Origin of the sequence: Capilliphycus salinus ALCB114379, from assembly GCF_047276495.1 — a bacterium.
Classification (GTDB): domain Bacteria; phylum Cyanobacteriota; class Cyanobacteriia; order Cyanobacteriales; family Microcoleaceae; genus Capilliphycus; species Capilliphycus salinus.
The window spans coordinates 5,907,948-5,931,808 of record NZ_CP178543.1; the positions used below are offsets into that span (position 1 = coordinate 5,907,948).

Consider the following 23,861-nt stretch of genomic DNA (forward strand, 5'->3'; position numbering starts at 1 on the left):
TGTTGTAATTAGGCTTTAGCTTTTTATTGCGCTGAATGCGTAGTCCTATACACCGCTGTTCATCGATTTTAAACGAGCTAGAAATGTTAAATATTTTTGATAACGTCCTGAATTTTTTTAAAGGGAACTGGCCTGTATTTGAACCTTTGGTTAAAGTTCTCTTTCCCGCTTACACACCCTTAATGGATGTCGCCGAACCCGTCGCCAACTTACTGATTAAAACTCTATTTTCTGAAGAAAGAACTGCATCGAATTCCCGACAAATTCTTCAAACCGAACCCGAACCCCTGGAAATTCAAAGCAGTTCAGATTTTCTCAACGATTACCAAACTCGGATGAACCGTTCTACCGATTCATCAAAATTATTTCTACTAACCAATGAACCGGATGTTTTAGCGCCTGCGGGTTCGGGAATTGTTCCCCCGCCAACGGGTGAAGTTAAACCGGAGTGGACCGCAGAAAATCCGGGGGGAATTTTAGCTTTAGATGGTGATGATTTCCTGATGGCGTCGGCTTCGATGGATGTAATTAATGGAAATCTGGGTAATGATACCATCGCCGGTTTAAGCGGTGATGATGTTATCCGAGGTGGAAAGGGAAATGACGTGATTGGTGGCGATTTAGGTAACGATTTAATTAACGGAAATCGAGACGCCGATCAAATTTGGGGTGGCGAAGGTGATGATATTATCCGAGGCGGAAAAGAGAGCGATAGTTTATATGGGGGTCCCGGAAACGATCTGTTAATTGGAGATTTGGGGATTGATATTTTAACCGGAGATGAGGGGGCGGATCGATTTGTTCTCGCCGGAATTAATACCGAAGCTGATGTGATTACCGATTTTGATAACTCCGAAGGGGATCAAATTTTAATTGTCGCTAATTTTGGCGGGGAAAATATTACCGTGACTGCCTTTGATTCTAGCAATATTACCTCGAATCTTCCCGCTAATATTGAGAATATTAAAGGGACTCTCATTCAAGAAACAGCAACCGGAAATGTTCTCGGAATTGTGACTGATATCACTGACACCGAACAGGTTAAAAATGCAATCACTTTTGTCAATCCTGAAGACCCTATGTTAATGCTTGGTTAAACTCCGGATCTGATCGCCTCCATGCTGTAAAGCTGACTCAAACGCTCCCAAAAACTGCATAACTCTTGTCGCGTGAGACATATATAAAAGTAGAGTCGTAAAACACTCAACCTGATTATCTTTAAATCGATTTGAGGCTGTAGTTTTTGGAGTAAGCGTTCTGCCCTGGAGGTGATCCTAAATGCAAGTCAGATGGAAAAGGCTCATTGCTAAAACCTTGATTTGGCTAATGGCTGAACTCTTACTTAACTTTCTTGGACTTGACGACTTAGCTGACTATAGCGAGTTTCTTTTCGAGAGAAACGTAATTATTCTCAAAGCTTAATTAAATTCGGTAGACATCAATTAAGCAATCAATGTCTACCTTTGAGTTTAAAATTACATTTACAATGAGTTGGTCAGACTCATTTAACTTCGAGCATTGATGACAACTTTAAAACCCAAAAATAGGTTAATTGATTAAGTCGTCCTTTGTTGGTGGCTGATGGCATTTGATTATTAATATTAAATCACTTCGCTGAAAATGACAACCCTAGAATTAAAATTCAACTTTTGTTTTTCAAAACCAAGTGTTCTTTTTGTATAAATCATTGCCAGAATACTAAAAGAAGAGACCGGAACACATTTCCAAATCTCTTCTTGTCTATCTACTCCACATTATTGAGAGAAATGAGAGCTTTGCGACTTAAACCCTTTGATGTCTCTAGTATGGCAAAGCTTGACCTCAAAAAAAATACATAAAGTTAGTCCTTTTGTTCAAAGTCTAATCCGGTTTTTTTTACACAATCTTTAAAAAGATTCTCCAAACTTTTACAGAAAACTCTTGACATCAAAATTGTAAGAAAACCCCTTTACAAAATCTTGATAAAAACTTGCTAAGATTTTATAAAAGTCCCTAGAATGTAAAGTTTGTCTCAACTTTTTCACAATTGGGTCAATCTGTCAATCGAGAAAGTTATTCAATTTGGGCAACAGGTACGTTGATATGATGACATCCTCGGCTATTGAGGAAACTCTCTGGATCTGACCTCCTGACAATACTGTTGTATCGCTTGAGTCACCGTTTCTTCTAAATTGGCATAGGTTTTGACAAAAGGCGGTTGCCAAGCCGATAACCCCAACAGATCCGGCGTCACCAACACCTGACCATCACAATGTACCCCCGCCCCAATCCCAATCGTAGGAATGGTTAACTTTTGAGTAATTTCCATTGCCAACTTTGCCGGAATATGCTCCAATACAACAGCAAACGCCCCCGCATCCTCCAAAGCCATCGCTTCCGTTAAAATGCGATCGGCCGCCTCTGCGGTTTTCCCCTGTTTGCGAAACCCGCCCAACTGATGGACCGACTGGGGCGTTAACCCGACATGACCCATCACCGGAATACCCGCCCGGACCAAATAACGCACCGTTTGCGCCATTTCAGGATATCCGCCCTCCAACTTCACCGCCTGCGCCCCGGTTTCCTTCATCACCCGTCCCGCCGATCGCATTGCCTGTTGGGGACTTTCTTGGTAAGTTAAAAACGGCAAATCAACCACCATCAAGGCATTCTTCACCCCACGCCGTACCGCTTTGGCGTGATGCAACATCTCCTCTAACGTTAACGGTAAAGTCGTTTCATAGCCCAACGCCACCATCGCCAGAGAATCTCCGACTAAAATCACATCGACGCCGGCTTGATCGAGTATTCGCGCCATCGCATAATCATAAGCAGTCAACACGGCGATCGCGCGGCCTTGTTGTTTCCATTGAATTAATTGTTGAATGGTAATACTCATAGAATTTAGGAGTTTAGGAGTTGCTGTGTTCAGGTTTGGGCGGGTTCTAAATGAATCTATATTTTCCAGCAATAACTGAGATCAACCCGCCCCGGAGTTGCTGTGTTCACCAGTGATGTAGGGGCGGGTTCCGAATTGATTTATCATTCCCCGCAGACAACCGATATAAACCCGCCCCGGAGTTGCTGTGTTGAGAAAACAGCCAATGGTGAACCCAGTGAAGAACCCAACATTTGACTTCAAGTTAACTCTGGGGGGGCGGGTTTATAACAGTTTTGCAGGCGCCCCTACAATACTGTTAACTCTGGGGGGCGGGTTTATAACAGTTTTGCATGGGAAGATATAGATTTGGACAGAACCCGCCCCTACAACACTGCCAACTCTGGGGGGCGGGTTTATAACAGTTTTGCATGGGAAGATATAGATTTGGACAGAACCCGCCCCTACAACACTGTTAACTCTGGGGGGCGGGTTTATAACAGTTTTGCATGGGAAGATATAGATTTGGACAGAACCCGCCCCTACAACACTGTTAACTCTGGGGGGCGGGTTTATAACAGTTTTGCATGGGAAGATATAGATTTGGACAGAACCCGCCCCTACATCACTGGTGACTGGTGAGGCAGCGCGGTCTTGGGGTCCCCCCAAGTGAAGCGACTGCCGTTCGCGCAGCGTCTCCGAAGGAGATACCCGAAGGGTGACTGGTAATGAGTGACTGTAAAAACTGTTTACCGCCATCCCAACCAACGCAAAATCGGTACTATAAAATAATGACTCACACCCAAACATAAACCCGTTGCACAACCCAAAAGCCCCATAAACCCCAAACCAAACCAAAATTCTTGCCACTGCGGTTGAGTCCCCACCGATGGAAATTGCAACATCGCCACCGGAAAACTTTGATCCAGACTCAGCGTCCCAAAAATCCATGTTGTCCCCGCAGCGACCACAAGCGTATAAACCCAACGGTGACTGCGTAACCCCAACCCCAACGTTAGCAGCGCCGCAGACAAACCAATAGACCAATATCCCAGAGTCCCAAACATCCTCAGAAGGTGCCAACTCAGCCCGCCGACGATATAACCCAAACTCCCCATCACCGCCGCCCGTTTATAACGACGGTTCATGTCACATCCACCCGCATCCGTTAAACCCAGTCCCGTCCCCAAACCGGCCAAACCCAACACCAAAATTTGGGTTCCCAGTCGCATCGCCGCCCCCGGAAAGAACAAAGGAAAATTACTCGCTAACGCCTCAGCAACAGCTTGACCCACCGGAGTCCAATAAGCCAACACCAACCCAAACACCGCCCCCGCAATACCGCCCACACCCGCCAGTCCCATTCCCCACAGCGTCGCCATACTCACTTGCATCAGTTGGGCGCTGAGATATCCTCCGCCTTTAACAAGATTCCATAAAGCGCGATCGGTTTCCAACAAAGCCGTTTTCACCACATCTAAACACATCTGCGACAACGACATCATCCGGCGAGGATACCGTTTCTGACGGGCAATTTTAAACAGATAAGTCAGAATTTCTGTAGCGGTTTGGGGGCGACGACTGACTTCGGACTGCACCATTTGATCCAGCAAATTGGCAAACCAGGGACTCACAACCGCCCGATGCTGCCATCGTAACTCGGCGGTAATCGGATCTTCAAGATCGGCAGGATATACACCCGTTAACAAATGAATACAGGTTCGACCCAACGCATAAAAATCCGCAGGTGGCCCAACCGCCGCCCCAACAATTTGTTCGGGGGGACTGTAACCGGGAGAAACCAAACGAGTTGTGCTTCTAGCAATAGCTTCGCCATTACTCGAAAACACCCGTCCCACCTGTTTCGCCCCGCCAAAATCAATCATTACTAACTGATGGGTTTGTATCGGAGTCACCGCCAACGGAAACGCCGGAGTTGAACGCAACATCAAATTAGACGGTTTGAGATCCCGATGAATAATATTATGGGCGTGTAATTCTCGTAAAATCTCTAAAGCCTGTTGTAACCAGTCAATTACCCATTCTTCCGGACAGCCTCGGGGATGTTGATCTAAAATCTCCTGCAACGTTAACCCGTGAATTTTTTCCATCACCAAACACGGAAGCGGCGATAGGTTCGATTGACGTTTTTTCAGGAAAAAATAGCTATCGGGCGATACTTTCGGCACCCCCGGATGACGCATCTGGGCTAAGACACTCGCCTCTTGTTCAAACAGTTCTAACGCCTTCCCAGACGGTTCTAACAGGACTTTTAGGACTTTTTCTGTTTTCGTCTTTAAGTCCCAAACCACGTAAAGCGTTGAAAATCCTCCGGTTCCCAAACAACGTAAAGGAACATAACGATTATTCAGTTGTAAAGGGGCGCCGCAACGTTGACAATATCTGTTTCCCCAAGGTTGACCGTCCGGTTTAGAACACTTGGGGTTAATACAGTGCAACGTCGATGAAACAGGATGATCCACAGTGGCTTTTTCGGTGAATGGTTTTTCAGTTATCAGTCAGTTATCAGTTTACAGTGACCAGCGCGAAGTGCGGTCTTGGGGTCTCCCCAAGTAGAGCAACGACGCCACGAGAGTGTTTTCAGTTATCAGTTTGCAGTTCCAACACCTGAGACCTGTAACCTATTTACTCTTAAAAAGGATACCTTGGATACAGACGATCCATCGGAAGTAATTGTTCAGCTTACCGCAGACGGCCGCCCGTTGTTGTTTCTTCAAAGTTGTTTCTTCTCCATCGGCGAACAAAATCCCCAAAATCACATGAGCTTGCACCATATTTTACTAGACCTCGTTTTACTTTTAGCGATTACAACCCTTTCCGTTATTTTATTCAAACGGGTTAAACTCGGTTCTGTCGTCGGTTTGTTAATGGCGGGGGTGGTTCTTGGCCCTTCGGGTTTGGCCATTACAGACGATCCCGAAGCACTCCGAGACATTACTGAACTTGGAGTCGTGTTTTTACTTTTTATCATCGGGTTGGAAATGCACCCGGAAAAGTTGTGGTCTTTGCGTCGGGTTGTTTTTGGTTTGGGTTCCCTTCAACTGAGTTTAACTGCGATCGCCATTACCCTTTATACTCGGTTTCTCGGCTATCAGTGGAATGCGGCTTTAATTCTTGGACTTGGTTTGGCGATGTCTTCGACGGCGTTTGTCATGCAGTTACTCGAAGAACGCAACGAAACTTCGACTGAATACGGTCAAACTACTTTTGGCGTTTTACTTCTACAAGATATCGCGATTGTTCCGATTTTGGCTTTGGTTCCTCTGTTATCAAATCAACCGGCTCAAACTGATAATATTCCGTTTTGGCAACAGGGTGCAACGGTTTTAGGGGGATTGTTTGCGGTTTATGTTTTGGGATCTTATATCGTACCGTTTGTTCTTAAAATTGTTGTCGGTCAACGCAACCGAGAAGCGATCGCCGGAATTGTGGGTTTAACCGTTATTGGGTCGGCTTGGATCATGGATACGGCGGGTTTATCGATGTCTTTGGGTGCTTTTTTTATCGGAATGTTGTTGTCGGGTTCCCATTATCGCCATTATTTAGAATCGGAAATTGAACCGTTTAAAAATCTTCTGTTGAGTTTATTTTTTATTTCGGTTGGGATGTCGATTAATCTCGACGCTTTATTTAATGAAGGTTTTCAGATGGTTGGTCATGCTTTGGCGTTGATGTTGGTGAAAGCGATTATTCTGTTTGGTTTGTGTTTGGTGTTTCGCTTCGGTCGCTTAACAGCACTGCGTGTGGCGACTTTTTTACCTCAAAATGGTGAGTTTGGTTTTGTGTTGTTTAGTGCGGCTGTCGCGACCGGGTTGATTAGTGATGAGGCGTTTTCTTGGTTGGTGGTGATTATTGTGATTTCAATGGTTACAACGCCCGTTTTAGTCAGGTTTGGCGATACAATGACTCAACGTTTATATCAATCTATCCTAGATAGCGAAGATCAGGTTAAAGCCCTACATAAACGCAGGCTTCGCAGTCGAAAAGCCGTTTTAGTGATTGGTTATGGTCGAGTCGGACAGGTGGTTTGTACGATTCTTGAACGCATGAATATTCCTTATCTTGCTTTAGAAAAAAATCTCGATCAAGTTGCAGCCGGACGAAAAGCGGGTCGCGCGGTTTATTTTGGGGATGTGGATAATTCTCGCATTTTATCGGCGGTTCGAGTCCATCGGGCGCGTGCGGTTGTGATTACCGTTGGAGAATCTCAAATTACCGAAAAGTTAGTCGCTTTATTGCAAAGTTCTTATCCAAATTTGCCTTTGGTTGTTCGCACTCGCCACTTACAACAACGAGAAAAAATGTTAGCTGTTGGCGTCAGTCATGTGGTGCCGGAAGTGGTAGAAGCGGCGTTAATGATGGGAGAAAAAACACTGGAAATTTTGGGAATTTCTGAACTCGAATCAACTTCTCTTTTAAGTTTACTCCGTCAAGATGAATATGCCGCCCTCCATCTCTGTGAACCTTAATTCTCAAATTCCCCCTTATCCCTTTCCCCTTCCCCCTTTCCCCTTCCCCCTAATCAACGTCATAATCTTTAACAAACTTAACATTTAAAGATACAGTTTAGTGATAAAGACAACAAAAAATCGGGTAGATGTATCAAAAAGTCGTTGAATATAAAGAAATATAAAGAAATATTATGTAAATCTTAAAAATATTCAAGGTAAACGGGGACAGTTTCTTGATAATATCTTAAATATCTTGGCACAAAGACCAAAAAATAAGCGATTCCGTCAAGGGAGATATCAAGGAGTTATGGCTTACTCTCAGACCCGCACTCAGTCGAAAGCTGGCTACCAAGCTGGTGTAAAAGACTATAAACTGACCTATTACACCCCCGACTACACGCCGAAAGATACAGATATTTTGGCTGCATTTCGTTTCAGCCCTCAGCCTGGAGTTCCTCCCGAAGAAGCGGGAGCGGCTGTTGCGGCTGAGTCCTCCACCGGAACCTGGACAACAGTGTGGACGGACCTATTGACTGACCTCGACCGCTACAAAGGCCGTTGTTATCATATTGAATCCGTTCCCGGAGAAGACAACCAATACTTCTGTTTTGTTGCTTATCCTCTGGATCTGTTTGAGGAAGGCTCCGTTACCAATATGTTAACCTCCATCGTAGGTAACGTATTTGGATTTAAAGCCCTGCGTGCGCTGCGTTTAGAAGACCTCCGCATTCCCATCGCTTACCTGAAGACCTTCCAAGGTCCTCCTCACGGAATTACCGTAGAACGCGACAAACTCAACAAATACGGTCGTCCCCTCCTCGGTTGCACCATTAAACCCAAACTCGGTTTATCTGCGAAGAACTACGGACGTGCAGTATATGAATGTCTGCGCGGTGGCTTAGACTTCACCAAAGACGACGAAAACATCAACTCTCAGCCCTTCATGCGCTGGCGCGATCGCTTCCTGTTCGTTCAAGAAGCAATTGAAAAAGCCCAAGCGGAAACCGGAGAAATTAAAGGTCACTACCTCAACGTAACCGCTCCGACCTGCGAAGAAATGCTCCAGCGGGCCGAGTTCGCCAAAGAACTGGGTACACCCATTATCATGCACGACTACCTGACCGGTGGTTTCACAGCGAATACCACCCTGGCGAAATGGTGTCGTAATAACGGTTTATTACTCCACATTCACCGGGCAATGCACGCGGTAATTGACCGTCAACGCAATCACGGTATTCACTTCCGCGTCCTGGCCAAGTGCTTGCGGATGTCCGGTGGCGATCACCTCCACTCCGGTACCGTTGTGGGTAAACTCGAAGGTGAAAAAGGCATCACAATGGGTTTTGTTGACCTGATGCGCGAAGATCACATCGAACAAGATCGCGAACGCGGTATTTTCTTCACCCAAGACTGGGCTTCCATGCCCGGAGTAATGCCGGTAGCCTCCGGCGGTATCCACGTTTGGCATATGCCGGCGTTGGTTGAAATCTTCGGCGACGACTCCTGCTTACAGTTCGGTGGTGGTACATTAGGACACCCCTGGGGTAACGCTCCCGGTGCAACAGCGAACCGGGTTGCACTCGAAGCTTGTATCCAAGCGCGTAACGAAGGCCGGAACCTGTTCCGCGAAGGTGGCGACGTCATCCGCGAAGCTGCCAAGTGGAGTCCCGAATTGGCCGTTGCTTGCGAACTGTGGAAAGAAATCAAGTTCGAGTTTGAAGCAATGGATACGCTCTAAATCCATTTCCAGAGTCCTGGGGATGAATTTTAAGCGATAAGTAGATAAACTTAGAATTCAAAACTCAGAACTCTTGGAGGTTGGTGTCAGACATGGATATCAAAAAAGTTGCAAAAGACACGACCAAGGTACTATCGAGCTACCTAACCTACCAAGCTGTAAGGCTGGTTTCCTCTCAGCTTCGAGAGACAAACCCCGGTCTAGCAATTTGGTTGAGTGGATTCTCGTCTAACGGAAAAATTCAAGATGGAGAAGCGTATCTCAAAGAGATGCTTCAGGAAAACCAGGAAATGGCTTTCCGAATTATGACCGTGCGAGAACATCTGGCTCAGGAGGTAGTGGATTATTTACCGGAAATGGTGCGTGAATCAATTCAGCAAAGCAATATGGAACATCGCCGTGAATATCTCGAACGGATGACCCAAGTTTCTTTGTCTGACGCCAGTCCTCATCCCGAATTTCAAATGGATTCCGAACCGAATCCCGACGAATAGAAGCTGGTTCAATCTCGTCTATTGTTGTATACCCCTTAACGTTTTAGGAAATCGCAATGCAAACTTTACCGAAAGAGCGTCGCTACGAAACTCTGTCCTATCTGCCTCCGCTGACTGATGCTCAGATTGACAAGCAAATTCAATATATGCTGTCTCAGGGTTTTATTCCGGCTGTTGAATTCAACGAAAGCGCAGAACCCGAAATTCACTACTGGACAATGTGGAAACTGCCTCTGTTCAACGCCACAACCGTTCGCGATGTGATGGCCGAAATTCAAGCTTGCCGTCAAGAGTATCCCAAGTGTTATATCCGGGTTGCAGGTTTTGACAACGTGAAGCAATGCCAAGTGTTAAGCTTCATTATTCACAGACCTGACCAGTCCAGTTATCGGTACTAAACGCTCGTCGCCAAGTTTAACGGATTAATTTTGACAGGTAGGGACTCATCCCTGCCTTTTTTGCGTTGGCCGGTAAGTTCCAGGCCCGCTCTAACATCAAATAAATTTTATATGAGTACCCTTGACATTAGACCCAAAGTATAGGTATTCTTGTTTATGAAACAACTTTTTCACAATTCAAGTAGCCAATCAGTCAAGGTTATTTGAGTCGAGGGTGTATTTTGAAAACTGAAGATAGACAGGGAAATATAATTATATCATTCCAGGGGCAATCAAAAACCAGACTTTCCTGTTGATTTAGCCAAAAAAGCAAGGGTCATCCCATCAAGATAAGCAGAATCTCTGATTACAGAGAAATGCTTGTAATTGTCGTATGCTTAACAGAATAAACTATAAAACTGAAAACCAATTCAGTTCGTAAACCCTGGGAAAACATTTGCTTTTCCCAATAGTCTGAGGTGTGTTGATGGTAAATTTTTGGACAACAAAACAATATTTAATTGAGGCAAGTTTTATCAAAGAAAGCTTGATTAAATTAGAGTTTAAATTCAAAGATTGGATACAATTTCCACAGAGATTTTTTTTCGCTATAATCTTGTGAAAAGATTGAGGTTTAATTTTCACGAATAAGCCGCTAAAATTTTGCACGGCAATTGAACAATACCCTAACTTTTTTGTGATTGGAACTTAAGTTAATTCGGGGAGTCATCAAATAGAAGTTTGCTAAAACCCCAAGTGAAATTACGGTAAAAAAATGGTAATTTATACAGTTACCTAAATTTTTCCGTAAAATTATCATCTCTTAAAAACGCATTCAAAATTAATCTACCTCAACTCATAACTCAGAGATTACAATCAAATAAAGCGCTATTGCAGCAAATCTTAACAACTCAAAAAAACTGAATCCATCAGGGAAACCTCTACAATTTCAAGATGTACTCTTCCTTCTAATCACTCCGAAAAAACTAATGAACGACTCTGCTATTATTCCCGTACAATCTTTTGTTGTCGAGGCTGATATGACCTCATCGGAATCAGAACCCAGTTTAGAAGAACAAACGCCAAACACAGCATTAGCAAAAGAATTAGCCGTTTTGCGTTCTCATATGGAGTATCGCGTTAACCAACTTCAAAACTTAGTTGAAAAAGAAGGTACCGCCAGCGAACGCGCCCAACTACTGGATCGAATTACCGTAAAAATGCGGGACGCTCTCAGCATCGATGAATTGCTCAAAACCGTTGTGCAGGACGTTCGTTTAGCTTTAAAAACTGACCGGGTTTTTATCTGTAAATTAACTTCTGATTGTCAGGGAAAAGTGATCGTAGAATCGCTAGAAAGCGAGTGTTCATCCCTTTTAAACGCAGAAATTATTGACCCTCGATTAGCTCGCTATGCCGAACAATCTCGCCGCCCAAAAGTACAAGCGATCGCCAATATTAATCAAGCCGGACTCGATGAAAAGATAATTCACCAACTCAAAACCTTACAAGTCAAAGCCAGCCTCATCGTTCCGATTTATGCTCGCAACACTAACCGAAATCCAGATAAAAAACTCAAAAAACAACAGCTTTATGGCTTCTTAATCGCCCATCAATGTCGTCAACCTCGATCCTGGCATTCCTCAGAAATAGAATTTTTCCGAGCCATTTCCCGACAATTCAGTTACGCTCTCGATGAACTCCTATTACTCCAACACCAACAAGCCATTATTCAACAAGCCCGACGCTTAAACTCAATTAACGATCGCCTCCGACAGTTTACCACCGTCAAAGAAATTTTAATGACTGCCGTTGAAGAAACCCGAGAGGCTTTAAAATGCGATCGGGTTTTAGTCTACCAATTTGGGCCGCAATGGGACGGGAAAATTATCGCCGAGTCCGTTGACAGTCAATGGCCTGCGGCAATTGGGGCCGAAATTGACGATCCTTGTTTTGCCAAACGCTATGTACAACCTTACCAACGGGGACGAGTCAAAGCCACCAACGACATTTATCAAGCCGGTTTAACCCAATGTCATCTCCGTCAACTCGAACCTTTTGCAGTAAAAGCCAATTTAGTCGCCCCTATTTTAGTCGAAAATCAACTCAAAGGACTGTTAGTCGCTCACCAATGTTCGGGACCCAGAATTTGGACAGAATTAGACATCGATCTCATTCGTAGCGTCGCCATACACCTCGGCTATGCCCTCGATCAAGCTTCAGCCCTCGAACAACAGCAAGCCACCGCTCAAAAAGCCAAAATTTTAAATAACATCACCCACCAACTTCGCAATACCAAAACCCTAGAACGAGTCTTCGATCTGATCGTCGAACAAGTTCGTCAGCTATTCAAAACCGATCAAGTCTTAATTTATAAATACCACGAAAATGGCTCGGGAGCAGTCATCGCCGAATCCGTTATTAATAACCTACCCAATCGGTTAGGATTCAAAATTGAAGATGGAGCTTTAACAAAAGAGGATCTAACTATCCTTCGCCGAAAACGAGTTTATCTCATCGACAATCTTCGCACCTGCGAACTCAATACTCAACTCTCCAACTTCCATCCTTACCGACAACTTCTCAACGCTTCACAAGCCAAAACTCACCTGATCGCCCCCCTGATTAGCTCCACACAATTACACGGCTTATTAATTATTAATCACGCCGCTAAATTGCGAATTTGGCAAGAGTCCGAGTTAGACTTTATCAAACAGTTAACCGCTCAAGTCAGTTTGGCTCTCGATCAGCTTATTCTACTCGAAAAACAGCAAGCCGCAGCCCAACAAGAACGTCAACTCAATCACATTCATGCTATCTTGCAAGAATCACTCGATCCGACAGAAATTTTCAATATAGTCGTCGGAGAAACTCGGACTGTACTCAATGTAGATCGGGTGACAATTTATCAGTTTGAGAGCGAATGGCAGGGTACAATGGTCGCGGAATCTGTCGATACTCAATTTCCCAGTGCGATGGGAAGCCAACTCTACGATCCCAGTTCAACTCACGACATTGAACCCTATCTTCAAGGTAAAATTACAGCGATCGCGGACATCCAACAAGCCTCATTACAGCCCTTTCATCTGCGTCAACTCAAAGACTTAAACGTTCAAGCCAAATTAGTTGCTCCGATCATTGCCAAACAAAAACTACATGGTTTGTTAATTGTTCATCAGTGTAGCCACTCCCGAGAATGGCAACCCTATGAAATCAATTTTCTACGACAATTAGCAGTTTCGGTTGGACACGCTCTCAACCAAATTTTCCTCCAACAACAGCAACAAGCAACCCAACAGGCGAAACAACTTAATGAAATTTGCTCTCATATTCGCGCCTCTCTCGATCCCGAACAAATTTGTCAGACTGCGGTTGAGGAGTTGCTGGAATTGATGCAAGCCGATCGGATTATTATGTATCAAAGAAGGGAACAGGTTTACAGTCACCAGTCACTCATTACCAGTCACCAGTTTTTCCCCGACTCCCAACTCCCAACTCCCAACTCCCAACTCCCAACTTCCGACTCTCGAACTTCTTCGGGTTCCCTCAAGACTGATGTGATTGCGGAGGCGGTACGAACGGGTTATTTTAAAATAGGTGATTCTGTCTCCAAAGTTGAGTATCCCGATGATGTTTTTCTGCCAAAACTGTTGATGGAAAATGAAGTTTTTATGGCTAATATTGCCGAAAGCGAACTCAGTAATGAGCAGAAACAACAACTTGAGCAATGGCAGGTGCAAGCGGTTTTAATTATTCCGGTTTTGGTGAATCAAAGCTTTTATTTTATCGAAATTCATCACTGTAGTCAGGTTCATCAATGGCATGAGGAAATAGAACTGTTTAAACAGGTGGGTTTACAAGTTCGTTATGCCCTCGAACAAGCTCAACTGTTACAACAAGTTCAAGAAAGTCGCGCCCTCGCTGAAGAAATGATGAACCAGCAACAGCGACAAAAAGAACGGCTAGAAGATCAAATTCAAACCTTTTTAGCTCAAATTGAAAACTCTTTTCAAGGGGATTTAACGGTGCGAGCGCAGGTGAGTGAAGGGGTAATGGGAACAGTTGCCGACTTTTTTAATGCCACCCTTGAAAGTTTACAGCAATTAGTGGCTCAAGTTCATCAAAGTGCGAACCTTGTAACCGCAACTGCGGCACAACGGGAACAAGAAGTTGAAACATTATCCCTCGAAGCCAAACGACAAAAAGAAGCACTTGTCGAGGCTTTGGCACAAATTCAGACCTTAACAGATTCTATTCATACTGTTGCCAGTTCCGCTCAAGCGGCGCAGACGCAAGTTCAAACCGTCGCCGAAATTTTGCAAACCGGCGATCGAGCCATGAACCGAACTGTCAAAGGGATTTTGACCTTAGAAAAAACCATTCGAGGAACGGCGCGAAAAGTGAAAAATTTGGGAGAATCTTCTCAAAAAATTTCCCGCATTGTAAAATTGATTGATGAGTTTGCCAGTCAGACTCATGTGTTGGCGTTAAATGCTTCAGTAGAAGCCAGTCGGATGAGCCATACAGAAGGCGGGTTTGCAACGGTGGCAACCGAAGTGCGAACTTTGGCCGAACAGTCGGGGAATGCGACAGCAGAAATTGAAGAAATGATCGCCGAAATTCAAGCAGAAATAACCGAAGTTATACAAGGGATGAAAGTCGGATTGAAACGAGTTTTTCAAGAAACCCAATTGGTTCAACAAACTCGCCAAACTCTGACAGAAATTGTCGAAGCCAGCAACCAAACCCATGAATTTGTTAATCAAATTGCAACTTCGGCCAGCGATCAGGCCCAAACTTCAACTCAGCTTTTTGAAACCATGCAACAAGTCGCGGCGATCGCTGAGGCGACGTCTCAACAGTCGGTACAGGTGCGGGAGTGCTTTTCTCAACTGATGGAAGTGGCGAAACAGTTGCAGCAGGGAGTTACCCAATTTAAAGTGACAGAGTAAGGTGTCCGGTGCAATTAGAGCTTGTATCTTGAAAACATGACAAAATAAGGTTAGGGGGTTGGTTTTGACCAACCCCAGTAATACTCGGTTAAGAGTCGTTGACAAGAGTTCAACGGCTAAGTTATCATGTTTGCTTGGAAAGGGTGCGCTGCTAAAAGCATCAGCAGAAAAGGGTTAACTCACCTCAGTGAATTCAGCGTGGGTGTATTGCTAAAGATTCACAGATTTCAAAAAAAGCCCTGTATTTATAGAGTATGAAAAGATGACAACGGACTGGCAGTCTTATACTGAATCGTGATGCGATGCAGTAGAGGTGGTAAAGTGGCTTGGATCACCTCGGAGAGAACAGCCAGATATTCCTTGTTAATTCGGTTTCAGTAGAGAGCGCAAATGTTCTAAACTGGGTGATCTTTCAATTCACTGTCATCAGGAAAATTGAAAAATTGCGCTCTGTGTTAACCATTCAAAATTTAAATTCAATGAACAACGGAAAATTCCTCTGTTTTCGGGCATTGATAACAGAGTAGTCTGCTGCAATCCAAGAAAACAAAAGAGGTTGATCGCAAGAGAATCCATCGTTGTCAAGAGTAAAATTAAACCGACTGGGAGCTAATATTACATGGCGAACGAGGAACATCTCGCCCAACTCAAACAGGGGGTTGAGATGTGGAATCAATGGAGAGAAAATAATCCAGAAGTTAAACCCGATTTACGAGGTGTTGATCTCAGCGGTGCCGATCTCAGTGGAGCAAACCTCTGGATGGCGGATCTCTGGAGTGCCGATCTGTGGGGAGCAGACTTGCGAGGAACCGACTTGAGCGATACCAACCTCTGGAGGGCGGATCTGCGGGGGGCGAACTTGCAAAACGCCGACCTGAGCGGGGCTTATTTGTGGAGAGCGGATCTGCGAGGTGCGGATCTGACCGGGGTGAACCTGATGGGAGCCAACCTTCAAGAAGCCGACTTGTGGGGAGCCAACCTCAGCGAAGCGAACTTGAGCGAAGCCAACCTCTGGAAAGCCGATTTTCGGGGGGTTTACCTCAAAGGTACGATCGTCGATCTCGAAACCAGTTGGGACTCAAAATGGAAATTGGTTTGGCAGATCCTCAACCAACGGGTGACGGGTCTCGATCTCGGAGAAGCCGATCTGCGAGAAAGCAATTTATGGAAAGCCGATCTGAGTACGGCGAATTTGATCAATGCCGATCTCTGGGGGGCTGACCTGCGAGAAGCTAATCTCAGCGGAGCCGATCTGTGGGGGGTGAACCTGGGTGAAGCCGATCTCAGCCAAGCGAATTTGGAGGGAGCCGATCTCTGGAGGGCGAACTTGGGCGGTGCCGATCTCAGTTATGCGAATTTCACTCAAGCCAACCTCACCGAAGCCAACCTGCGGGGGACTCAAATTTTGGGGACGAATTTTGAGGGTTCAACCCTGACCGCAGCTTGTATTGAAGATTGGGATCTCAATAGTGCAACAAATCTTAATCAGGTGAGTTGTGAGTATGTTTATTTAAAAGACGATCGACAAGAGCGGTGTCCCCGCGATCTCAATAAAACCTTTGCCGTTGGAGAATTTACTAAACTCTTTCAACCGAGCTTAGAAACCGTTGACCTCACCTTTCAAGCCGGAATTGATTGGCAAGCTTTTTACCTGTCGTTTGAAGCGTTACAAAATGAATATGGAAGCGAAAACCTCTCAATTTTCGCCCTGGAGATGAATCGAGACCACCAGTTAATTATCCGTTTTAAAGTCTCACCTTTTATCGATAAATCCGAGTTTGATATTATTGCTAATCAATTATATAATCAACGGTTAAGTTCTATCGAAAAAAAACATCACGCCCATCAAAAGTTGGAAGCAAAACAGCGAGAACAAGCTCTCAAAAAAAATGCAAATCTTGTAGAAGTGATCCGTAAACTTGCATCAGATGCAGATAATATGAGTATAATAGAATTAAAGGAAGCGCAATGATAAAAATTTAAAGATTTTGTCAAGGGGGTAACAGTTCGGACAATCCAACCCCTTGACTGACCAGGGTTTTAATCCTCTATTTATTCGGAGAATCACAAAAGCCTCAACTTCAACCCAATCATTAGAAAGAGGCAATAGAAGTTTTATCCGGATAGGTGAAACAAATAGCACTATTCCCAGTTAGGGGGAAATCTCAACCATAGAGATTTAATCCGGATAATCGGAGCAAGCATCTTACCATTTTTTATTACCAATTGACTCTAAGGAGGACAAGAGTTTGAGTGCTGAATCCGCGAAACTAGAGATCTTAACTCAACAATTAGAAACCCTCTGTCAGCAATTTGCGAGCGGTGATGTCATTCTCAGCAATTCAGCTAAAGAAGGAAAACTGCACATCTGTAACGGTCATCTCCTTTATGCCACGAGTGATTTTCATCGGGTGCGACGTTGGCATCGGGCGCTCAAGAAAAATAGCCCCAACTGGAAACCCCAACCCCACTCCGTCTCGTTTGATAGCGAGAAACCTTGGGAATATCAACTTCTCTATCAAGGGGTTGCTAACGAACAGCTTACTCTGACTCAAGCTAAAAGCATTATCGGCTATGTCACCTTAGAAATCTTATTTTCTCTGCTGCACTGCACGGATATGGTTTCTAAAGCCCAACCCTCCCCGGAAGCGACATCAAACGTCTCCTTGGGTTTGGGGTTGTCTTACAGCGAACTTGAACCCGTACTCAGCAAAGGATCGCAACTGCGCGCGCAGTGGGAAGCGGCCGGCTTGGGTTCAATGAACCCAACAGAAGCGCCGATTTTGAGAAAACCGGTTCACTCCCAAACCCTATCGGGATGGGATAAATACCTCAACGGCAAATTTACCCTGTGGGATATCTCCCTGCGTCTGGGAAAATCGATCACTTCGGTGACTCGCGCCTTACTCCCGTTGATCAAAAAAGGGTTGGTGCAGTTGCGTGCAGTTCCCGATCTCCCCGCTCCCACCTTCAACCTGAGAACCGCCAGTTGGGAGTCTACTCCGGGTGAGTCGGAAACCGGATCTATCCAACCCAATCAACAAAAGCCTTTAATTGCTTGTATTGATGATAGTCCGGTGGTGTTTCAGGTGATGAAAAATATCCTCGAACCTGCGGGCTATCAAGTGGTGGGACTCCAAGATCCGGTGCAGGCGATCGCCCAAGTCGCAAGGTACAAACCCGACTTAATTTTTCTGGATTTGGTGATGCCGGATGCGAATGGTTATACAATCTGTCAGTTTTTGCGGAAGGCCCCCATATTCAAAAACACGCCCGTGATTATTCTCACCAGCCGAGATAATGTCATCGATCGCAGTCGCACAAAACTGATTGGTGCATCGGGATTTTTAGGTAAACCACCCGATCCGGAGGAAACTTTAAAAACCGTTCGTCGATTTCTCTTGCGATCTTCTGATTCAGTTGAGGAGGAAAATAACTACGGACTGGAAATTAGCAATAACTTTGAACTGGGAGTCGGTGAATTTTAGATCGGATCAATCTGCGAAAAAGGCGTAACATCGGACGACCAGTAAATGAGAGATTTTTCAAATGCCAGCCAGCATCAACACAACAATAAAATCCGTCTGGGCGATCTTTAATTTAATCTTCAATATCCACCGATATTCTCATAACTGACCTCCCTTGTTTTGAGTCGATTTAGGGTAAACAACTGACTGCATCTACTCAATTCTTTAGAGTTAGGGCAGCAAAACTTAGGAGAGATTGGGCGAGGGAAACTCGTGTCTAAATCACCGATTAAGCCGAAAGAGCTACAGGGGTTGCTCTATCAACTTTGTGCGAACATTTGTGTTCTAGCAGTTCTCTAGCGGCGAGTGGATTTTCCATCCTCCTGAGACGAGACTACATCAGAACTAATTTTTAGCAAAAAATAGGTCATACGAGGTTCAAAAATGGCTCACATTTTAGTTGTAGAAGATAGCAACACCGAAGCAAAAATTTTAACTGAATGTTTACAAAAATCCGGCTTTAATGTTTTGAGTGTTACCACCGCCGAAGCCGCCAAAGCCGTTTTAGCCAAACAGAATTTTGATGCGATTCTTTTGGATGTTGTTTTACCCGGACAAAGTGGCTTTGGTTTGTGCCGCGAACTGAAAAAACAGGAAAAAACCGCAGAAATTCCGATTATCATCTGCTCCAGCAAATCCGAAAATTTTGATAAAAACTGGGGCTTAAAACAGGGCGCATCCGCCTATATTTGTAAGCCAATTAACCGGGAAGAAATTATCAGCACCCTCAAAAAACTGATCCGATAGGGCGAAATTTTTTTAAAGAATATCAAGTGAGAAAATCCGAAAAATTTGTGTTTCATTCTGACTTCTTATGGCGGAAATCTCTACTTTTCTAGAAACTGAAAACTTTCTCAGTTTCTCGATCGCACCCAATTTCAAAGCGATGTTACCCACCAAACAATTAGTTGAAATTATCAACATCGCCCCCCATGAAATTGTACCGATTCCTCAAATGTCCGAGGCGGTGGTTGGTGTTTTTCCCTGGCAAGGGGAAGTATTATGGGCGCTCGATCTCAGCTATTGGATGGGATTCGACCCCTTGCTAACATCCAAGTTGAAATCATCGAGTTGTAGCATATTAAAAGTCAAAATTCAAGGAAAAAATATAGGCTTTTTAATTGAACAAGTCGGGCAAATTATCAGTTGTGAACCTCAAAAAATCCAATCCTATCCCGTAGATTTACCCCAATCGGTTGCCAACAATCCGGCTAGAACAAGCTGTATAAAAGGCTCTTGGATCAATTCTCAGGGCGAACGTTTATTCGTCTTCGATGCGGCTTCATTTCCCGGTTTATAAAATTGAATAACCCGAAAACTTCTTGATTTTTAACGTCTTTGTTTGAATTCCCCCTATTAACCCATTAACCATGACAGCTTCACCTTTATATCCAACCAATTCTAACAACTCCTCAAATAATAACTCCAACTCCTTATACTCCGAAAACGGACTCTCATCCAAGTCTCAATCCAACGGAAAAGATAACTCAGCCATTATACCCGTTGTCATCGATACAGAAGCCCAATCGGTTTATGCTCCCCAACAGCGGGGACTCAAAGCCAAAACCACCGCCCTATCGCAAGAATTAAGCACCTTACGCTCAAATATCGAGTATCGGATCAATCAACTCCAAGGCCTGATCGAAAAAGAAGGGGCCGCGGCCGAACGCGCCGAACTGATCAACCTGATCACCTCGCGAATGCGGGAATTTCTCAGCGTCGAAAGCATTTGTCAAACCGTCGTAGAAGACGCCCGCGCCGCCCTGCAAAGCGATCGCGTCGTCGTCTATCGCTTCGATCCGTCCTGGAAAGGCACCATTACTGCCGAATCCGTCGATCCCCAATGGCCTTCAGCAATTGGGGCGGAAATCGCCGATCCCTGTTTTGCCGATCGCTATGTAGAATTCTACCAGAAAGGCCGGGTCAAAGCCACCCCGAACATCTACGAGGCGGGACTCACCGACTGTCATATCGCCCAACTCGAACCCTTCGCCGTCCAAGCCAACCTCGTCGCCCCCATCCTCGTCAAAACCGCAGACAACCCCACCGGCTACCTCTACGGCTTATTTATCGCCCATCAATGCAGCCAGCCTCGGGTGTGGGTAGAAGCGGAAATCGAATTTTTCCGGCAACTGGCGACTCAAATCGGTTACGCCATTGACCAAGCCCTGCTGCTGCAAAAACAACAATCCATCACCCGACAAGCCCAACAACTCAACTATATTAACGCTCAAATCCGCAAATCCTTTGAAGTTGAGGAGATTTTAGCCACTGCTGTCGAAGAAACCCGGGCGGCTTTGGCCAGCGATCGCGTTTTAGTCTACGAATTCGATCCCAACTGGAAAGGCACCGTGATCGCCGAGTCTGTCGATAGTAAATGGCCCACCGCCTTGGGCGCTTTAATCGACGATCCTTGCTTTGCCCAACGCTATATTCAGCCCTATCTGCGGGGACGGGTTGCCGCCACCGAAAACATTTTTGAGGCGGGATTAACCGAATGTTACCTCAATCAACTCGCCCCCTTTGGGGTGAAAGCCAATCTGGTAGCCCCGATTTTGGTCAACCGGAAGTTAATGGGATTGCTGATCGCTCACCAGTGTTCGGCGCCGAGAGCCTGGACAGAATTGGAAATTGATCTGATGCAGAAAGTGGCGGTACAGTTGGGATATGCGCTCGATCAAGCTTATCTCCTCGAACAACAACAAGCCACCGCCAAAAAAGCCCGACTGCTCAACGAAATCACCACTCAATTTCGCAACTCCTACAGCCCGGAAGAAGTTTTTGATTTACTGGTTGAAGAAACGCGAGATGCACTGAAAGCCGATCGGGTGATTATTTACCAATTTAGTCCGGATTGGGAAGGGAAAGTTGTTGCCGAATCGGTTGAGAGTAAATGGCCGATTATTTTAGGGAAACAAATTGCCGATCCTTGCTTTGCCAAAAGCTACGTTAAGCCCTATTTTCGAGGTCGGGTCAGCACGGTTGAAGATTTTCAAGACTCGGGACACGCCGAATGTTATGCTCAAATGCTCGAACCTTGGGGAGTGAAAGCAAATATTGTTGCTCCGATTATTGCCGAAACTAAACTGCACGGATTGTTGATCGTTCATCAGTGTTCCGGGCCGCGCAAATGGAGCGAGTCAGATATTAATTTTACCAAACAATTGGCGATTCAAGTCGGTCTGGCGCTCGACCAAGCTTTATTATTACAAAAACAGCAGGATGCGGCTGAACAAGCCCGCCGTTTAAATATCATTAGTTCTCGAATTCGCGAGTCTCTCAATTACAATGATATTTTGAGTACGGCTGTTGAAGAAACTAAAGAGACGCTTGGGGTGGATCGGGTAGTTGTTAATCAATTTAATCCGAATTGGACGGGAACAATTGTCGCTGAATCGGTGAATGCGGAACTAACAAAAACGATTGGATTACCCGTTGATGATTTTTGTTTGGCAGAAAACTACATTAAACCTTATTATCGAGGACGGGTTAAAGTTGTCAATGATGTTCATGCGGGCGAATTGAGCGAATGTCAAGTCGGCCAGATGGAAACCTACGAAGTCAAAGCGATGGTTGTCGCGCCGATTATTGCCAAACAAAAATTACACGGGTTATTAATTGTTCATCAATGTTCGGAGACTCGTCAGTGGAAGTCTCACGAAATTGAGCTAGTTCGGCAGATTGCGATTCAAATTGGCTACGCTTTGGATCAGGCTTTCTTACTGGAAGAACAACGGGCTGCGACTCAACAAGCACGGGTTTTGAGTCAGATTAGTTCTCGGATTCGGGAATCACTCAATTCCGAACAAATTTTTCGGACAACCGTTGAAGAATCTTTATCTTTGATGCAAGCCGATCGCGTGGTTGTCTATCGGTTTGATGAAAATTGGGAGGGGGAAATTTCTCACGAAGCGGTTAAACCGGGTTGGTTGAAAATCATTGAAATGGAAACGGATGTTCCTTGTTTTCCGGCTGAATATGTCGAATCTTACCGCAAAGGCAGAATACAAGTTACCGAAAATATTGCGACGGCTCAATTGAGTCATTGTCATAAAGAACAGCTTCAAAAATGGCAAGTTCAAGCGAATATTGTGGCGCCGATTGTTGTCAATCAAAAACTTTATGGTTTGTTGGGTGTGCATGAATGTTCTCATCCGAGACAATGGACGGCAGCCGAAGTTGAAGCGTTTAAACAAGTGGCGTTGCAAGTCGGTTATGCACTCGAACAAGCGCAATTGTTGACTCAAATTCAACAAGCCAGTCAGTTTGCAGAAGCGGCGCGAATTCAACAACAACAGGAAAAAGAACAGTTACAAGAACAAATTGAGGCGTTTTTGAGTGATATTGAAGAATCGTTTAATGGAGATTTGACGGTTCGGGCGCGAGTTTCTGAAGGGGTAATGGGAACGGTTGCTGACTTTTTTAATGCTACCATTGAGAGTTTACAACGCTTGGTTTTACAAGTTCAATCTGGGGCGAATGTGGTGACGTCTACCGCAGTTGGAAGCGAACAGGATATTCAACAGCTTTCTAATGATGCCCTGCGCCAAGCTGAGGCGATTAATAATGCTCTCAATCAAATTCAAATTATGGCTAATTCGATTCGCGCTGTGGCTGAAAATGCTCAGTCCGCTCAAACAAAAGTGCGTTCGGCTTCTGAGATTTTGCGCCAGGGTGATGCGGCGATGAATGACACCGTTGAGAGTATTTTATCGATTCAAAAAACGGTTTATATTACCGCTCGAAAAGTTAAGAATTTGGGAGAGGCGAGTACCAAGATTTCTCGGGTGGTAAATTTGATTAATGAGTTTGCCAATCAAACGCATATTTTAGCCTTGAATGCTTCCGTTGAAAGTACGCGGGTTGCTGAGGATGGTCAGGGTTTTGCAACGGTGGCGACTGAGGTGAGAACGTTGGCGGAACAATCGGCGGGAGCGACTCAAGAAATTGAACAAATTGTTGAGGAAATTCAAGCCGAAACGAATGAAGTTGTTCGGGCGATGAAAGTCGGTTTAAAGCGGGTAATGATGGGAACTCAGTTGGTGAAAGAAACTCGTCAAACGTTGACAGAATTGGTTGAGGTGAGTCATTCAATTCGCGAGTTAGTTGAACAAATTGCTGATTCTTCTAATCAACAAGCTCAAACTTCTGGAGAACTTTCTGAGACGATTAAAGAAGTTGCTGGAATTGCGCGTTCGACTTCCGAACAATCCCTGCAAGTGGCGAATTCTTTTACTCGTTTGTTGAATGTTGCGGGTGAATTACAAACTGGGGTTTCTCAGTTTAAAGTCGAAAGCAACATCGGGAATAGTTAACTTTTGGTTTCCGGGAAATATCCTGTAAGAGCGGGTTGATTACAGTTTACAGTTATCAGTTAACAGTGACCAAGTACCGTGCTACTGATAACTGTAATTCCGTTCTTTTTATAAATCGTCAATCCGTCT

The 23,861-nt window shown here is 44.8% G+C and carries 13 protein-coding genes; 11 read left to right on the forward strand and 2 right to left on the reverse strand.

All coding sequences use genetic code 11. The features are described 5' to 3' along the window. Positions 1 to 35 precede the first annotated feature (35 nt). A complete protein-coding gene (locus ACL6C3_RS23950) occupies positions 36 to 1,097 on the forward strand; it encodes a calcium-binding protein (protein WP_413161753.1) in 1,062 nt (353 codons plus the stop codon). Between the two features lie 1,001 nt (positions 1,098 to 2,098). On the opposite strand, the gene panB is transcribed toward ACL6C3_RS23950, so the two are convergent. Further along, positions 2,099 to 2,878 carry a 3-methyl-2-oxobutanoate hydroxymethyltransferase gene (gene panB / locus ACL6C3_RS23955; RefSeq protein WP_413161755.1) on the reverse strand — a complete coding sequence of 260 codons (780 nt, stop codon included), beginning with the start codon at positions 2,876 to 2,878 and terminating at the stop codon, positions 2,099 to 2,101. A 728-nt stretch (positions 2,879 to 3,606) separates the two neighbouring features. Further along, positions 3,607 to 5,340, reverse strand: a complete 1,734-nt coding sequence (locus tag ACL6C3_RS23960; RefSeq protein ID WP_413161757.1) for a serine/threonine protein kinase — start codon at positions 5,338 to 5,340, stop codon at positions 3,607 to 3,609. A 183-nt stretch (positions 5,341 to 5,523) separates the two neighbouring features. Between ACL6C3_RS23960 and ACL6C3_RS23965 the strand changes: the two genes are divergently transcribed. The 10 genes from ACL6C3_RS23965 (at position 5,524) to ACL6C3_RS24010 (ending at position 23,732) form a co-directional block, all read left to right on the forward strand. Beyond that, on the forward strand, positions 5,524 to 7,347 hold the full coding sequence (locus ACL6C3_RS23965; protein ID WP_413161759.1) for a monovalent cation:proton antiporter-2 (CPA2) family protein: 1,824 nt from the start codon (positions 5,524 to 5,526) through the stop codon (positions 7,345 to 7,347). A gap of 289 nt (positions 7,348 to 7,636) precedes the next feature. Then, positions 7,637 to 9,067, forward strand: coding sequence for a form I ribulose bisphosphate carboxylase large subunit (locus ACL6C3_RS23970; protein ID WP_413161760.1), 1,431 nt, complete (start codon positions 7,637 to 7,639; stop codon positions 9,065 to 9,067). A 92-nt stretch (positions 9,068 to 9,159) separates the two neighbouring features. Then, positions 9,160 to 9,561, forward strand: coding sequence for a RuBisCO chaperone RbcX (rcbX, locus tag ACL6C3_RS23975; protein WP_413161761.1), 402 nt, complete (start codon positions 9,160 to 9,162; stop codon positions 9,559 to 9,561). Between the two features lie 56 nt (positions 9,562 to 9,617). Continuing rightward, positions 9,618 to 9,959 carry a ribulose bisphosphate carboxylase small subunit gene (locus ACL6C3_RS23980; RefSeq protein ID WP_413161763.1) on the forward strand — a complete coding sequence of 114 codons (342 nt, stop codon included), beginning with the start codon at positions 9,618 to 9,620 and terminating at the stop codon, positions 9,957 to 9,959. Between the two features lie 968 nt (positions 9,960 to 10,927). Then, complete coding sequence (locus ACL6C3_RS23985; protein ID WP_413161764.1) at positions 10,928 to 14,890, forward strand: GAF domain-containing protein; 3,963 nt, start codon at positions 10,928 to 10,930, stop codon at positions 14,888 to 14,890. A 619-nt stretch (positions 14,891 to 15,509) separates the two neighbouring features. Then, positions 15,510 to 16,862 carry a pentapeptide repeat-containing protein gene (locus ACL6C3_RS23990; protein ID WP_413161767.1) on the forward strand — a complete coding sequence of 451 codons (1,353 nt, stop codon included), beginning with the start codon at positions 15,510 to 15,512 and terminating at the stop codon, positions 16,860 to 16,862. 277 nt (positions 16,863 to 17,139) lie between these two features. Beyond that, complete coding sequence (locus tag ACL6C3_RS23995; RefSeq protein WP_413161768.1) at positions 17,140 to 18,378, forward strand: response regulator; 1,239 nt, start codon at positions 17,140 to 17,142, stop codon at positions 18,376 to 18,378. A 423-nt stretch (positions 18,379 to 18,801) separates the two neighbouring features. After that, entirely contained in the window at positions 18,802 to 19,164 is a 363-nt protein-coding gene (locus tag ACL6C3_RS24000; RefSeq protein WP_413161769.1) for a response regulator transcription factor, read from the forward strand. Positions 19,165 to 19,231: 67 nt separating this feature from the next. Beyond that, entirely contained in the window at positions 19,232 to 19,717 is a 486-nt protein-coding gene (locus tag ACL6C3_RS24005) for a chemotaxis protein CheW (protein ID WP_413161771.1), read from the forward strand. 70 nt (positions 19,718 to 19,787) lie between these two features. Further along, positions 19,788 to 23,732: a GAF domain-containing protein gene (locus ACL6C3_RS24010; protein WP_413161772.1), complete on the forward strand. Its 3,945-nt coding sequence runs from the start codon at positions 19,788 to 19,790 to the stop codon at positions 23,730 to 23,732. The last annotated feature ends 129 nt before the right edge of the window (positions 23,733 to 23,861 follow it).

Excerpts from the sequence above, each read along its gene's own strand:
- ACL6C3_RS23980 (WP_413161763.1), top strand. The coding sequence starts at position 9,618 with ATGCAAACTTTACCGAAAGAGCGTCGCTACGAAACTCTGTCCTATCTG.
- ACL6C3_RS23985 (WP_413161764.1), top strand. The coding sequence starts at position 10,928 with ATGAACGACTCTGCTATTATTCCCGTACAATCTTTTGTTGTCGAGGCT.
- ACL6C3_RS23990 (WP_413161767.1), top strand. The coding sequence starts at position 15,510 with ATGGCGAACGAGGAACATCTCGCCCAACTCAAACAGGGGGTTGAGATG.
- rcbX (WP_413161761.1), top strand. The coding sequence starts at position 9,160 with ATGGATATCAAAAAAGTTGCAAAAGACACGACCAAGGTACTATCGAGC.
- ACL6C3_RS24005 (WP_413161771.1), top strand. The coding sequence starts at position 19,232 with ATGGCGGAAATCTCTACTTTTCTAGAAACTGAAAACTTTCTCAGTTTC.
- ACL6C3_RS24000 (WP_413161769.1), top strand. The coding sequence starts at position 18,802 with ATGGCTCACATTTTAGTTGTAGAAGATAGCAACACCGAAGCAAAAATT.
- ACL6C3_RS24010 (WP_413161772.1), top strand. The coding sequence starts at position 19,788 with ATGACAGCTTCACCTTTATATCCAACCAATTCTAACAACTCCTCAAAT.
- panB (WP_413161755.1), bottom strand. The coding sequence starts at position 2,878 with ATGAGTATTACCATTCAACAATTAATTCAATGGAAACAACAAGGCCGC.
- ACL6C3_RS23970 (WP_413161760.1), top strand. The coding sequence starts at position 7,637 with ATGGCTTACTCTCAGACCCGCACTCAGTCGAAAGCTGGCTACCAAGCT.
- ACL6C3_RS23950 (WP_413161753.1), top strand. The coding sequence starts at position 36 with ATGCGTAGTCCTATACACCGCTGTTCATCGATTTTAAACGAGCTAGAA.